This window comes from Pikeienuella sp. (assembly GCF_046290545.1).
Taxonomy (GTDB): domain Bacteria; phylum Pseudomonadota; class Alphaproteobacteria; order Rhodobacterales; family Rhodobacteraceae; genus Pikeienuella.
Map to the genome: position 1 here is coordinate 31,546 of NZ_JBKAGV010000006.1, position 13,332 is coordinate 44,877.

13 protein-coding genes are annotated in these 13,332 nt (G+C 70.4%); 3 read left to right on the top strand and 10 right to left on the bottom strand.

Annotation, left to right across the window (positions count from 1 at the left end):
• Window positions 1–16: 16 nt before the first annotated feature.
• Window positions 17–961: a LysR family transcriptional regulator gene (locus ACE37J_RS04065; RefSeq protein ID WP_409707438.1), complete on the bottom strand. Its 945-nt coding sequence runs from the start codon at window positions 959–961 to the stop codon at window positions 17–19.
• 109 nt (window positions 962–1,070) lie between these two features.
• Here ACE37J_RS04065 and ACE37J_RS04070 point away from each other — a divergent pair, with 109 nt between their 5' ends.
• A complete protein-coding gene (locus ACE37J_RS04070) occupies window positions 1,071–1,598 on the top strand; it encodes a phosphoribosyl-AMP cyclohydrolase (RefSeq protein ID WP_409707441.1) in 528 nt (175 codons plus the stop codon).
• Window positions 1,599–1,881: 283 nt separating this feature from the next.
• A complete protein-coding gene (locus ACE37J_RS04075) occupies window positions 1,882–2,274 on the top strand; it encodes a RidA family protein (RefSeq protein ID WP_409707444.1) in 393 nt (130 codons plus the stop codon).
• Here ACE37J_RS04075 and ACE37J_RS04080 read toward each other — a convergent pair.
• From ACE37J_RS04080 to ACE37J_RS04120, 9 genes are all read right to left on the bottom strand, one after another.
• Window positions 2,271–3,158: a bifunctional precorrin-2 dehydrogenase/sirohydrochlorin ferrochelatase gene (locus ACE37J_RS04080; protein ID WP_409707447.1), complete on the bottom strand. Its 888-nt coding sequence runs from the start codon at window positions 3,156–3,158 to the stop codon at window positions 2,271–2,273. The genes ACE37J_RS04075 and ACE37J_RS04080 overlap by 4 nt on opposite strands.
• A gap of 15 nt (window positions 3,159–3,173) precedes the next feature.
• The gene (locus tag ACE37J_RS04085; protein ID WP_409707451.1) at window positions 3,174–5,345 is read right to left on the bottom strand and encodes a TRAP transporter permease; all 2,172 of its coding nucleotides are present in this window, start codon (window positions 5,343–5,345) and stop codon (window positions 3,174–3,176) included.
• Between the two features lie 118 nt (window positions 5,346–5,463).
• Entirely contained in the window at window positions 5,464–6,438 is a 975-nt protein-coding gene (locus tag ACE37J_RS04090; protein ID WP_409707454.1) for a TAXI family TRAP transporter solute-binding subunit, read from the bottom strand.
• A 111-nt stretch (window positions 6,439–6,549) separates the two neighbouring features.
• Window positions 6,550–7,476, bottom strand: a complete 927-nt coding sequence (locus ACE37J_RS04095; protein WP_409707456.1) for a helix-turn-helix transcriptional regulator — start codon at window positions 7,474–7,476, stop codon at window positions 6,550–6,552.
• Between the two features lie 9 nt (window positions 7,477–7,485).
• Window positions 7,486–9,504, bottom strand: coding sequence for a molybdopterin cofactor-binding domain-containing protein (locus ACE37J_RS04100; protein ID WP_409707459.1), 2,019 nt, complete (start codon window positions 9,502–9,504; stop codon window positions 7,486–7,488).
• On the bottom strand, window positions 9,504–9,959 hold the full coding sequence (locus tag ACE37J_RS04105) for a (2Fe-2S)-binding protein (protein WP_409707462.1): 456 nt from the start codon (window positions 9,957–9,959) through the stop codon (window positions 9,504–9,506). Before ACE37J_RS04105 ends, ACE37J_RS04100 begins: the two co-directional genes overlap by 1 nt.
• 83 nt (window positions 9,960–10,042) lie before the next feature.
• Window positions 10,043–10,426 (bottom strand): GFA family protein, encoded by a 384-nt coding sequence (locus ACE37J_RS04110; RefSeq protein ID WP_409707465.1) that lies wholly within the window; start codon window positions 10,424–10,426, stop codon window positions 10,043–10,045.
• 59 nt (window positions 10,427–10,485) lie between these two features.
• Window positions 10,486–10,932 carry a hypothetical protein gene (locus ACE37J_RS04115; RefSeq protein WP_409707468.1) on the bottom strand — a complete coding sequence of 149 codons (447 nt, stop codon included), beginning with the start codon at window positions 10,930–10,932 and terminating at the stop codon, window positions 10,486–10,488.
• Between the two features lie 119 nt (window positions 10,933–11,051).
• Entirely contained in the window at window positions 11,052–12,569 is a 1,518-nt protein-coding gene (locus ACE37J_RS04120) for an AMP-binding protein (RefSeq protein WP_409707471.1), read from the bottom strand.
• A gap of 98 nt (window positions 12,570–12,667) precedes the next feature.
• Here ACE37J_RS04120 and ACE37J_RS04125 point away from each other — a divergent pair, with 98 nt between their 5' ends.
• Window positions 12,668–13,285: a 50S ribosomal protein L25/general stress protein Ctc gene (locus ACE37J_RS04125; protein WP_409707979.1), complete on the top strand. Its 618-nt coding sequence runs from the start codon at window positions 12,668–12,670 to the stop codon at window positions 13,283–13,285.
• Window positions 13,286–13,332: the final 47 nt, after the last annotated feature.

Sequence of the window (13,332 nt, forward strand, 5' to 3'; positions counted from 1 at the left end):
GCCGACCGGGCATCGATCAGCGGAACCGCTCCGGCCGCGCCTCGCGAATCGCCATCTTGACCGTCAGCAGGTGCTCCGCCAGGCGCCGGCAATCCTCCTGCATCGGCGTCGACCGGCGCCAGATCAGCGCGATCTCGTGAAAGGCGTCGGGGTGGTCGACGCGGCGCACGATGAAATCCGGGTCGCGCACCGCCTCCGCGAGGGCATAGAGGGAGGGAAGGACGGCGATCCCGGCGCCCATCACCGCCATCTGGCGCACCGCGTCGAGGCTGGAGCCCTTGTAGTCCCGGCTCACATAGGTTCCGGCCGCCGCAGCGAGGCGCTCGACGATTTCGGAAAGGCGAAATTCGGGGCTGAGGGAGAGCAGCGGCCGCCCCGCGAGATCCTCCACCGAGACCGGTCCGGTCGAGGCCGAGAGCGGGTCCTCCGCGGCGGCGCACACCCAGAGCGATTCCGCGAAGAGCGAGAAGCTCGTGAAGGTCGGGTCGCCGGTCGGCGCGCCGATCACGGCGTCGAGCCTGCCCTCGCGCAGCATGTCCAGAAGCGCCGTCGTCGACCCCTCCTCCACGAAGAGCCGAAGACCGGGATAGAGCCGATGCAGCAGACGGCTGACGCTCGGCATGAAATAGCCGCCGATCGAAGGCAGGACGCCGATCGAGAGGCGGTCGCCGAAGAGCCCGCCGACATTGCGCGCCGAGGCGCGAAACTCCCGGATCTCGCCGAGGATGATCCGCGCGCGCGGCAACAGCCTTTCGCCCGCGGCGGTGAGAGTGACGCGCCGGGATGTGCGCTCGATCAGCGCGACGCCAAGCTCCGCCTCCATCGTCGCGAGTTGCTTCGAAAGGCTCGGCTGGCTGACCGCCAGCGCGGAGGCCGCCTTGCCGAAGGAGCGGTGCTCCGCGACCGAGACGAAATACTGGAGTTGCCGGAAGGTCGGTCGCGCGGGTCCATCTCTATCCATGCTTTCAGACTATGGAACAGGAGCGATAAATCAATTGGCGCGATCAATCTTCCGCCCCCATTTGGCCCCAATGGCGTTTTGCGCCGCCAGCAACAGATGGAGAAAACCGATGTTCAAGACCGCCGCACTCACCGCCGGCCTCGCCGTCCTCGCGACCGCGGGCGCGCTTCATGCTTCGCCCTTGACGCCCGAGAGGGTCACGGCGCTGAAGACCGCCTGGGGCGAGGGCATCGTGAAGATCGGCTCGGTCCATACGGCGGGCGGCGATTACGAAGCCGCTGCGCGCGAGCATATCGAGACCTTCTACGCCTATGGCGTCAGCGAGGTCCTCTTCAAGCCGACCCTTGCGAGCGAGGACCAGTTCCGCGGTTCGTTCGACGAGGCGCTGTCCTACTTCGTCGGCGGCGATATCGCTGAGGACAAGGGCTTCGCCATCGCCCCCTACACGGCGGTCCGCTGGGAGAACGAGGGCACGACGATCGTCGGCGACGTCGCGTTCTCGATGGGCAACTACTACTTCACGAAGACGGACGGTTCCGAAGTGAAGGTCGAGTACACCTTCGGGATCAGGCAGATGGAGAACGGCGAGCTGAAGATCGTGCTCCACCATTCGTCCGTGCCTTTCGTTTCCGGCTGATCGGCGGGCCGAAACGGGCGCTCCGGGCAGGCGATGAAGCCCGGAGCGCCCGCGTCTGACGAGAGACGGCGGCGCGTCGCCGGGCGAAGGCGGCGGGCCGGTTCGCCCCCGCCTCGGGCGCGTCCGGCGTGAAGCCGGAGAGGGTCGGGGCGGCCGCGAGGGAAGGGGGCCGAGGCGTGTCGAAGGCCGCGCCCGCCGCCCCGGCGCAGCATCGGGAGCCTCCGAGACGCTTGCAATCCGCGCTGCGGCGCCGCCTCCTGCGGCAAAACGGAGGGAGGCGGCGATGGCGCTGGATCGTGAGGAATACTCGCTGGCGGGGGGCGTCCCGCCCATCAGCCACTACACGGATGCGGTGCGCTTCGGCGACACGCTCTACATCTCCGGCCTCGCGCCGCTCGACGCCGACCTGAAGGTGGTGAGCGACGACGTGGCGGAGCAGACGCGGAACCTCTTCGAGCAGATGAAGAAGATCCTCGCCTTGGCGGGCGCGGATTTCCGCAACGTCCTCCGCGTCACCGTCTATCTGACCGACGTGAACGACCGGACGAGGATCAACCCGGTCCGCCAGGAATATTTCGGCCAGACGCGCCCGGCGAGCACGCTGATCGAGGTCTCCGCCCTCGCCATTCCGGGCATGAAGGTGGAGATCGAGGCGATCGTCGGGCTGGAGCGTTAGAGCGGCCGGCATTCCGGCCGGCAGAGGGCGACGACAGGGCCCTCCGCCGCGTCGAGCGCCGCGCGCGCCGCGCCGCCATGGCGCGGGCAGGCCGGAACCGGCGCCCGCGCCGCGTCGCGCCGGGCGAGTTCGAGGAAGGCCGGGTCCAGCCCCTCGGAGTGGATCACCGTCCCGGCGGCCTGAAGGCGCTCAACGTCCCGCATCGTGAAGAGGTCGGGCGCAGCGGGAACGGGTATGAACGTGAGCGCCGCATCCCCGCCCTCCGGCGCGCCGCCGGCGGCGATGGCGGCCCCGATCATCGCGGCGGCCTCCGCCTCCCGCCCCTCGGCCCAGGCCCGCCAGGGCGCGCCGGTCAGCGCCCAGTTCCAGAAGCGGCGGCGCGCCGCGCCCGCCGGCACCGCCTCCGCCGCCTCCCGCCAGCCGCGCGCCATGGCGACGAAGGGGCCAAGGCGGGGGGAGAGCGCGGCCTCCAGCATCGTCTTGATCCGCCGGCCGAGCACGGGCGCCGCGCCCTCCGTCCCGATGGCGACCACCACCGGGTCCCGGTCCACCAGCGCGGGGAAGATCATGTCGCAATCCGCCGGCCGGTCGACGACGTTGACGAGCGCGCCGGCCGCCCGCGCCGCCTCAGCCGCCCGCATGTCCAGCGCCTCGTCCTCCGACGCGACGAACACATAGGCTGCCCCCGCGAGCGCCGCCTCGTCCAGCGCCGCCGCCACATGCGCCGCCCGCCCCGCGGCGACATGCCCGGCGAGTTCGGGGATCAGCGCCTCCGCCATTAGCGTCAGTCGCGCGTCCGTCCGCACGAGAAGGCGCATCTTCTGCGCCGCCTGCTCCCCCCCGCCGACGACCACGACAGGGCGCGCGGCCGTGTCGAGGAACATCGGGAACCAGCGCATTCAGTCCCGCCCGCGGGCGAGGTCGCGCGCGGTGACGATGCGCTTCTGGAAGAGCCAGATCCCGAGCGCGACGCCGAGGCCGATCGCATCCGTCAGCAGCCCGCCCTTGATCATGGCGATCGCCGCCCCGACCATCAGCGCCCGGAAGACGATGTTCAGCGGCCCCTGGAACCAGCCCACGATGGCGCAGGCGAGCAGGAACACCCCGCCGAGCGCCGTCGCCGTCACATGCAGGATGTCGATCCAGTCCCCCTGCATGAGGAGCGCGGGCGAGGCGAAGAACATGAAGGGCACGATGAAGGCCGCAAGGCCGATCTTGAAGCTCTCCACGCTCGTCCGCATCGGGTCGGAGCCGGCGATGGCCGATCCCGCATAGGCGGCGAGCGCCACGGGCGGCGTGATGGCGGACATGACCGCGAAGTAGAAGATGAAGAAATGCGCGACGAGCGGCTCGATCCCCATCCGCACCAGCCCCGGCGCGATCACGCTGGCGGCGACGGCGTAGGCCGCCGTCGTCGGCATCCCCATGCCGAGGATGATGGCGACGAGCATGGAGAAGAAGAGCGCGACGAACTGGTTGTCCCCCGCCACGGAAAGGAGGAGCGAGGCGAAGCGCGTGCCCACCCCGGTCAGCGCGATGACGCCCACGATCACGCCCGCCGCGGCGCAGACGGCGACGAGCTGGAGCGACATCCGCGCGGCGAGCTCGAAGGCGTAGAGGATCGCCCGCGGCCCCATCCGGTAGGGCGTGAGCCAGCTCACCACCGCCGCCGCGCCCATGGCGAGCGTCCCCGCGCGGATCACCGAGTAACCGGCGAAGAGCGCGCCGATCAGGATGATGATCGGGATGAAGAGGAAGGCCTGCCTCGCCAGCTTCGCGAATTCGGGAAGCTCGGAGCGCGGCAGCCCGCGCATGTTCCGCTTCACCGCCTCGAGGTCCACCACGAAATAGACGCAGGCGAAATAGACGATGGCGGGGATGATCGCGGCGACGACGATGTCCGCATAGGGGATCGCCGTGATCTCCGCCATGATGAAGGCGCCGGCGCCCATGATCGGCGGCATGATCTGCCCGCCGGAGGAAGCCGCGGCCTCCACCGCCGCCGAGGTTTGCGGCTTGTAGCCGACCTTCTTCATCAGCGGGATGGTCAGCGAGCCGGTGGCGACGACATTGCCCGCCGAAGTGCCGTTGATCATGCCCATGAGGCCCGAGCCGAAGACGGCGACCTTCGCCGGCCCGCCCCGCGCCCCGCCCGCCGCGGCGAAGGCGAAGTTGACGAAATACTCGCCCACCTTGCTCGCCTGCAGGAAGGCCGCGAAGGCGACGAAGAGGATGATGTAGGTCGAGGAGATCGCCGTCGTCGGCCCGAGGATGCCGTTGTCGGTGTAGATGAAGGCGAAGAACCGCGCCGGGTCATAACCGCGATGCGAGAGCACGCCCGGCAGCCACGGGCCGACAAAGGCGTAGGCGACGAAGACGGCCACGATGACGACGAGCGCGAGCCCGGCGAGCCGCCGCGTCAGCTCGAGGATCAGCGCGATCCCGGCGATCGAGGCCCACATGTCGTTCGGATGGGGGAAGACCTGCGCGCGCACCCGCAGGAATTCCGCATGCGCGACGATATAGGTTCCCACCGTCACCGCCGCGACCGCGAGCACCACATCGGCGGCGGAGAGGCGCGCGCGCGCGCCCGGCTTCTCCATCCAGGCCGCGACGATGGCGAGCGCGGTTCCCGCGGCGAGCGGCCAGCCGAAGGTCGCGAGCATCTTCGCGGGGGGCGAGCCCGTCGTCACAAGGTCCCCCGTCGCGACGGCGAGCCAGATCTGGCCTGTCGCGAGGGAGACGAGCACGGCCGCGGGCCCGATCAGCAGCCAGCGCCCCATCCCCTCCGGCGCCGTCTCGTCGGCGGAGAAGCTGCGCGAGGCGTGGATCAGGAAGCCGAGCGCAAGCCCGCCCGCCACATGGATCAGCCGATAGGCCCAGGGCTCCAGCGGGTAGAGGTTCATCACCCCGATATGAAAGGCGGTGTAGAGCACGCAGAAGGCCGCGACGGCGAGGCCGAGCCCGCCCTTGAGCACGCGCTGGTTTCCGGCCAGCACCTCCTCGTCCACGCCCTTGGCGATCAGGGGCTCGGATACGGGCGCGCCTGCGCCGGTCTGCGCTAATGTCATCGGTCTCAATCCCTGTTGCGGCGCCCGGTCTTGTTTCGCCGGTCTTGGTTTCGGCGACCGTAGCGCAAAAGGGCCGGAGCGCATAGCGCGCCCCGGCCCCCTGATGTTCAGGCCCGGATCAGCCCTTGAGGTTGTCCGGAACCGTCAGCCCCTTTTCCTCAAGATACCGCACCGCGCCCGGATGGAACGGCAGGAAGGCGTTGTTCACCCAGTTCTGCAGCAGCGTCGCCTTGGCGGCCGCGTGGATCTGCACCATGCGGTCGTTGTTCTCCATCACCAGCTTGGTGATCTCGTAGGCGAGGCTCTCCGGCACGTCCTTGTGCGCGATGGCGAAGTTCCACATCGCGACGGAGGCCTGATCCTCGGTCTGCCCGGTATAGGTGTTCGCCGGGATCGTGAAGTTCGAAACCTCGGGGAACATCTCGAGGATCTTGGCGTGCTCCTCCGGCGTGAAGCCGAGGAAGGTCACGTCCGCCTCGGCGGCGAGCTGGGAGAAGGCGCCGGTCGGCAGCCCGGCGGCGAAGGCGAAGACGTCCACGAGGCCGTCCTTGAGCTGGCCCGCCGTATCGGCCGCGCCCGCGTTGGAGACGGTAGCGTCCACGCCCAGCGCCTCGAGGAAGCGCGGCCAGTAGGTGCCGGGCGTGCCGCCCGCGGGGCCGACGCCGACGCGCTTGCCGCCCATCTCGGAGACAGACGTGACGCCGGAGGAGGTCAGCGTCACCGCATGGAACGGCGTCTCGTACATGGGGAAGAGCGCGCGGACATCGGTATGCGGCAGGCCGGGGGCGAGCTCGCTCTTGCCGGTCCAGGCCTCGAACATCGGGCCCATCGTGACCATGCCGAGCTGAACCTGGTTGGTCTGCACCAGCGTCGCGTTCTGCACCGGCCCGCCCGTCACCTCGCCGGAGACGTTAACGCCGAGCGCCTCGGAAATGTAGGCCGCGAGGCCGTTGCCATAGACGAAATAGACGCCGCCCTGGCTCGCCGTGCCGATGGCCATGTCGGTCGGCCAGCCCGTCCGGTCCTGCGCCTGCGCCGCGCCTGCGGCGATGAGGGCGCCGAGCGCGAGCCCGGCTCCGAATTTCCTGAGCATATGTGTCTCCCTGACGTTGTTCGCACGATTATGTTCGCGCCGGCGCGGAACATAGGGGGGGAGCGGCGGGGCGGCAACGGGAATCGGCGGCGGGCGCAGGCCTGCTGCGCCTCAGCGGCGGGCGAGATCGCCTCTCGCCCGCTCTGCAATCGCGTTCATCCGGAAGGCGCGCGGCGTCGTCGCCAGCGCCGCGCGGAAGGCGCGCGTGAAATGCGCCTGGTCCGCATAGCCGCAGAGAAACCCGATCTCTGCGAGGTCCCGCTCCTCCTCCGCTTCGAGGAGCCGAACCGCCGCCGCCGCACGGATGTCCGCGACGATGCGGGAGAAGGGCTTGCCCTGCTCATGCAACAGGCGCTGGAGCGAGCGCGGGGAGCGCCCGAGCTCCCGCGCCGCCGTTCCGACTGTCCAGCGCCGCGTCAGGTCGCGGCGAAGAATGTCGCCGAGCGCGCGGCGGCCGCACGCAGCCGGGTCGGGGCCGCGCCCCGGCTCCACCCGGTCCCATTCGATGATCCATACGGCGCTCTCCCCCTCGCCGGGGGCGCTTGTCCGGCACCCCTCGAAGGCCCAGCCCTCCGCGCCGCGCGGGCGGGCGCGGAGGCCCTTCGCGCCGGTCCGGCGGACGAGCGCCACGAGGAGGCCGAAGACGAGGAAATCCTCCTCGCGCAGCGGCGGCTCATGGGGGCTGACCGCGACATGACGGAGAACGAGTCGCCCGGGTTCCGAGGAAAGCGCCTCCGTCCGGTGCCGCGAATGCACATAGCGCTCCAGCCTGCGCCACCGCTCCACCGCATCCTCCGGGCTCTCCGCCCGCTCCATCGCCGCGAGCGCCGGCTCGTCGCGGAGGCTTTCCAGCGCCTCGCCGATCCGGAGCAGCGCCATCGCCCCGTGCCGCTCCGCGATGCGCCGCAGCGCCTCGCGCTTCGAGGCGAGGGGGACATGCGCGCCCGGTTCCGACCCGGCGGGACCGGCGGCGAACCCCTGGCGCGCAAGGCCCGCCCTGATGAGCCGCATCATCGCGGCGGAGGCGAAATCCTCCATCCGCCCGCCTCAGGAGCCTACGGGAAGTCGGGCGGGCGTCGCCCCGGCCAGCGAGGCCCAGCCGTTCGCGATGGCGGCGGGGGCGGAGGCCATCAGCGTCTCGCCCGCGCCGACGGGGGGCTCGCCGCCGTCGATCAGCGCGATCTCGATGGGCGGCGCGTCCCGCATCGTCGGGATCGGCGCATCCGCGAAATCGCGCTCGCGGATCGCCGCGCCGCGGAGCGTGAGCCGGTCTGACAGGACCATGCCGATGGACCACATCACGTTCCCCTCGCATTGCGCCCGCACCTGGTCCGCATTCACGATCACGCCGCAATCATGCGCGCAATAGACATGGCTGACGAAGGGCTCCCCGCTCTCGCGAAACGCCAGATCGGCGATCACCGCGCCATAGCTGACGCCCTTGTAGACGCCGCAGCCCACCCCGCGGCCCGCTTCCGGCGCCGGCCCCGCGAGCGCCGCCACCGCTTCGAGAACCCGGCGGAGGCGCGGGTCCGAGACATGTCCGAGGCGGAACTCCACCGGCGATAGGCCCGCACGCGCGGCGCAAAGGTCCATCGCCATCTCGATGGCGAGCGTGTTCGGCCCCGCGCCGAGCCCGCGCCACGCGCCGGTGCGCACCGGCAGCCGCTCCAGATCATAGCCGACGGAGAGCGCGGCGAAATCATAGGGCGGCAGCGCGTTCCGCGCGGCGCCGTCATCCCCGAGGAAATCGGTGAAGGTCTGCATCCAGGCCGGAAGCACGGCGCTGGTGTAGATGACATGGCCCGAGGCGAAGCGATGGCTCCACGCATCGATCCGCCCGTCCTTCAGCCGGGCGCGCACGCGATGGCTCGTCGGCGGGCGGTGATAGGCGAGCGCGAATTCCTGCGCGCGGGTCCACTGGACCTTCACCGGCCTGCCCGCGGCGCGGGAGAGCGCGGCGGCCTCGCGCTCGACCATGGGAACGACCTTGCCGCCGAAGCCGCCGCCGACCCGCTGCGGGATCACGACAAGCGCCTCCTCGTCAAAGCCGAGCTGGTCGACGAGGGTGTCGCGCACGAAGAACGCATCCTGCGTCCCCGTCCAGAGCCGCCCGCCCTTCGCCCCCATGTCGGCGACGGCGCAGCGCGGCTCGATGGGCGAATGCGCCGCGAGCGGCGTGTCGATGCGGAGGTCGACATCCCAGGGCGCCGTCTCGTCCACCCGGTCGTCCGCCAGGTCGTAGCGGGCGCCGCCCCGGGCGAGGCGCCGGTCTATATCGAGCGTCTCCGCGATCGCGCCCTCCGCAGGCGCCTCGTCGATCTCCCATTCGACGGCGAGCGCCGCCTCGATCCGGTCCAGCGCGCCGGGCGTCTCCGCGACGATCCCGAGGCCCTCGCTGTCGTTGAGGTCGAGATCGTCGCCTTCGACCAGCGCGACGAAGCCCGGCTCCGCCCGCGCCGCGGCCGCGTTCCACCGAAGCGGGCGCGACCCGATCTCGGGCGACGCCTCCGCGCGGACCACGCGGCCGAAGGTCATGCCCGGCAGCCTGATATCCGCGGCGAAGAGCGGCGCCCCGGTGACGATCGCCTCGCCGCCGACAAGGGGCGCGGCCCCGCCAAGCGCGCCGGGCCGGAAGGCGAGTAGCTCGGAGACAGGGCGTTCGTCAGTGTCGATCCGCCCCGTTCGCCCCGCGGCGAGCGCGCCGCGCAAGGACGCGCAGGCTTGCGCCAGCGGAAACACGAAGTCCTGCACGCTCTCGCTGCCGACCGTCGCGCGGTAGGGGGCGATGGCCGCTGTGTCGGCTTGAATCACATCGAGTTCGTCCCAGCCGACCCCAAGCTCGGCGCAGGCGATCTGCTTCATCGCGGTGGAGATGTTCTGGCCAAGCTCCGCCCGCGGGAGGGAGAGCGCATAGCGCCCGTCGCGGAAGGCGATCCAGGTCGAGGCCGCCTCCGCCGTCGGCTCGGGGCGTCCGGGAATGGTCGGCAGGGCGCGCGCCGGCGGCGCGAAGACGGCGCAGGCCGAGGCGCCGGAGAGCATCGCGAGGAAGGATCGCCGGTCCATCACGCCGCCTCCGCCGCCCGGCGGATCGCCGCCCTTATCCGTCCATATGTCCCGCAGCGGCAGAGATTGCCCGCCATCGCCTCGTCGATCTCTTCATCCGAGGGGCGGGGCGAGCGGCGCAGCAGCGCGACGGCGGACATGATCTGCCCCGCCTGGCAATAGCCGCATTGCGGGACGCTCGCCTCGAGCCACGCCGCCTGCACGGGATGCAGGCCCGCAGCGCCGGCCAGCCCTTCTATCGTCTCGATCCGCGCCGCGCCCATCTCGCCCGCGACCTCGATACAGGCGCGCCGCGCCTCCCCGTCGATGATGACGGCGCAGGCCCCGCATTGCCCGAGGCCGCAGCCGAACTTGGCGCCGACGAGCCCGAGCCCGTCGCGCAGCGCGGAAAGGAGCGTCTCCCCGCGCCAGGCATCCGGCAGGCTCATCGCCCGCCCGTTCACGTTCAGATCCATGGCCGCCTCCGTTTGCGATGAGGCGAAGATCGCGCGCCCTTGCGCCGGTTTCTTGAATGATCGCGCCAAAAAACGGAGGCGGCTCAGCGCCCCTCGCCCTCCCGGTCGCGTTCATGGAGCGCGAGGCCGGGGAAGGGCGGCAGCCAGGGCTCCCGCCGGATCGTCCAGAGCTCGTAGGTCGGCTCGAACGCGCCCGGCTCGTCCAGCGCCCCGAGATGGACCTTGATCTCGCCCTCCGAGCAGGAAAAGACGGAGGAGCCGCAGACCGGGCAGAAAGCCCGCCCCCTGTACTCCCGCACCTCCCCCGAGACCGTGACCGCCCCCTCCGGAAAGATCGCGGAGGCGTGGAAGAGCGCGCCGTGATGCTTCCGGCAGTCGAGGCAATGGCAGAGGCCGACCCGCAGGGGCCGCCCCGCCGCCGCGATCCGCACCGCGCCGCAGAGGCAGCCGCCCGTGACCCGCTCCACTACGATCCTCCTCAACTAGTCCGTCTGCCCCCCGATGTCTGTCTCTCTGCGATTATGGGCTATTTTCCTCGCAGCCCCCCAAGCTTGCGCCAATGGGCGTCATTCGGACGCTTGATCTCCCAGTATTTCCAACCGTCGAGGCTCGGTCTTGTTCCCTTTTTCGTAGTAGCAACACTTGCCGCAGCAGCGGAGGGGCTATTTGAACGCTTGCCGTCAATCACCCATTCTCCGTTCTCAATGCTTCCGCGAAACAGTTGCCCGTTATACTCCATCCTAAGTTCTGTGCCGTGGGGGAGTTCGACACCCTTCCCAGACCACGGCCGAATGCCCGGCAGCGAAGTTTTCTGAGGCGAAATTGGAGAGCCTGTCGTCGTTCCTAGTGCCTTTGGAGGCAGTTTGAGAAGTCGCCTCAAAGCGTCATTGGGGCTCTCCTCGAAGCCAGTTCGCTCCAACTCGATAGCCTGGTGAACATCGAAGTCGACCTCAATCGCTCTCATCTGGCCCATGAAGCCCTCCCAAAGGGTGCTATTGTGCCTATGAGATAGCGGAGAGAAAGGAGCGAATCAAGGGATTTCAGTGAAAATAGCAGTAAAGTCGAGCCATCTGCTCTCGACCCGCTCCCCGGTCATATCGCCCGCCCCGCGCCCTCCCACCACTTCGCGCGGAGCCGGCGCTTGAAGATCTTGCCCGAATCCTCCCGCGGCAGCGCCTCATGGAACTCGAAGATGCGCGGATGCTTCATCCGGGCCAGCCGCCCTTCGAGAAAGGCCCGGAGCGCGCCTTCGTCCCCCGCCGCGCCCGCCACGGGCTGGACCGCGGCGACGATCATCTCCCCGAACTCCTCGTGCGGCGCGCCAAAGACGGCCACGTCCGCCACGAGCGGGCATTCGATCAGCGCGGCCTCGATCTCCGCGGGGAAGATGTTGGCGCCGCCCGAAATGATCATGTCCTTCTTCCGGTCGGAGATGAAGAGGAACCCCTCCGCGTCCACGCGGCCGAGATCGCCGACCGAGACATGGCCGTGCGCCTCCTCCTTCGCTTCCGGCTCGTTGGAATAGTCGAACCCGCCGAAGGCCTCCATCCGCGCGAAGATGCGCCCCGTCTCCCCCGGCGGCAGCGCGCGCCCGGCCTCGTCGAGGATCAGGAGCGTCCCGCCCAGCGCCATCCGCCCCGCCGTGCCGGGCCGCGCCAGCGCGTCCTCCGGCCCCGCCATCGTCATGAAGCCGATCTCGGAGGCGCCGTAGCTCTCCCAGATCACGGGCCCCCACCACTCGATCATCGCGGCCTTCAGCGCGTGCGGGAAGGGCGACCCGGTGGAGACGGAGAACTCGACGGAGGAAAGGTCATGCGCCGCCCGCGCCGCCTCCGGCAGCTTCAGGAGGCGGGAGAACATCGTTGGCACCGCATAGAGATGCGTCGCCTTCCGATCCGCGATGGCGGCGAGGAATCCCTCGGGCTCGAAGCGCGGCAGCACCGTCACCTCGTTGTCCCCCATCGCCAGCGCCATCGAGGTCAGCGTCGAGGGCGCGGAATGATAGAGCGGCGCGGCGGTGAGGAAGCGCCCGCCGGGCCGCATCCGCATCATCTCCCGCGCCGCGCGGCGCAGCACGTCCCCGAAATCGCCGCCCGCCGGGGCGATGCGGCGGATGCCCTTCGGCCGGCCCGTCGAGCCCGACGTGTAGCGGAGCGGCGGCCGCTGCGGCCGCGGCGCCGGAAGCGGCGCCGAAGCTTCCCGCAGCGCCGCCCATTCCGGCAGGTCGGGCCGCGCCGCCGCCGCCTCCGCGCTCACGCCATAGGCGGCGCGGATCGCGGGCCCCGGCGTCACGGCGATGACCCGCTCCGGCCGCGCCTCCGCCAGCAGCGGCAGGAGGTCGCGATGGGCGACGACGACCTTCGCCCGGCAATCGGCGAGGATCTCCGCCGCCTCCCGCGCCGCCCCGTGCCAGTTGAGCGCGCAGAGCGAGGCGCCGGCCATGGCGACGGCGCGCATGAGTTCGAGCTGCGCGAGGTCGTTCCGCATCAGGAGCGCGACGATGTCGCCCGCCTCCACCCCCATCGCCGCCAGCGCGCCCGCGCCCTTCGCGCCCCGCCGCTCCAGCTCGTCCCGGCCGATCCGGCCGTCCGCATCCCCGACCGTGACCATCCCCGCCCCTTCGTCTTTGACTCTTCCGTCGCTTCGACTATAAGCCCGCGTCCGCGGCGCTTACACCCCTGGAGGATCGCCGCGCTGGATAGGAGAACATCATGGCTGACATGCCGATCATCGAGGCCCGGGCGCGGGCCGACGCGGGCAAAGGGGCCGCCCGCCAGACGCGCCGCGAGGGATACGTCCCCGCCGTGATCTACGGCGGCGGGCAGGCGCCCGAAACCATCGCGATCAAGGACAATGTCCTGATGCGGCACCTCAAGGCGGGCAAGTTCAAGTCCACCCTTCTCAACGTGAAGGTGGACGGGAAGGACAACCGCGTGATCTGCCGCGAGGTGCAGCGCGACGTGGTGAAGGACCTGCCGATCCACGCGGATTTCCTCCGCCTGTCCGAGCGGAGCCGGATCAACCTCTACATCCCCGTCGAGTTCGTCGGGCACGAGACCTGCCCCGGCCTCCGCGCCGGCGGCGTCGTGACCGTTGTGCGGCAGGAGGTCGAGCTGAAGGTGACCGCGGGCGACATCCCGGAGAAGCTGGTCGCGAACCTCTCCGGCAAGAAGATCGGCGACGTCATCACGATCAGCCAGATCGAACTGCCGAAGGGCACGACGCCGACCATCACCGGCCGCGACTTCGTGATCGCGAACATCGCCGCCCCGGCCGGCCTCATCGCCGCCGAGGACGAGGCGGAGGAGGAGGCGGAGGAGGCGTGAGCCTTCCCCGCCCCTGAGACGGATCGCGCCGCCCGGCTCCCGGGCGG

Coding starts and splice junctions, on each gene's coding strand:
- ACE37J_RS04065 (WP_409707438.1), bottom strand. CDS start 961: ATGGATAGAGATGGACCCGCGCGACCGACCTTCCGGCAACTCCAGTAT.
- ACE37J_RS04070 (WP_409707441.1), top strand. CDS start 1,071: ATGTTCAAGACCGCCGCACTCACCGCCGGCCTCGCCGTCCTCGCGACC.
- ACE37J_RS04075 (WP_409707444.1), top strand. CDS start 1,882: ATGGCGCTGGATCGTGAGGAATACTCGCTGGCGGGGGGCGTCCCGCCC.
- ACE37J_RS04080 (WP_409707447.1), bottom strand. CDS start 3,158: ATGTTCCTCGACACGGCCGCGCGCCCTGTCGTGGTCGTCGGCGGGGGG.
- ACE37J_RS04085 (WP_409707451.1), bottom strand. CDS start 5,345: ATGACATTAGCGCAGACCGGCGCAGGCGCGCCCGTATCCGAGCCCCTG.
- ACE37J_RS04090 (WP_409707454.1), bottom strand. CDS start 6,438: ATGCTCAGGAAATTCGGAGCCGGGCTCGCGCTCGGCGCCCTCATCGCC.
- ACE37J_RS04095 (WP_409707456.1), bottom strand. CDS start 7,476: ATGGAGGATTTCGCCTCCGCCGCGATGATGCGGCTCATCAGGGCGGGC.
- ACE37J_RS04100 (WP_409707459.1), bottom strand. CDS start 9,504: ATGGACCGGCGATCCTTCCTCGCGATGCTCTCCGGCGCCTCGGCCTGC.
- ACE37J_RS04105 (WP_409707462.1), bottom strand. CDS start 9,959: ATGGATCTGAACGTGAACGGGCGGGCGATGAGCCTGCCGGATGCCTGG.
- ACE37J_RS04115 (WP_409707468.1), bottom strand. CDS start 10,932: ATGGGCCAGATGAGAGCGATTGAGGTCGACTTCGATGTTCACCAGGCT.
- ACE37J_RS04120 (WP_409707471.1), bottom strand. CDS start 12,569: ATGGTCACGGTCGGGGATGCGGACGGCCGGATCGGCCGGGACGAGCTG.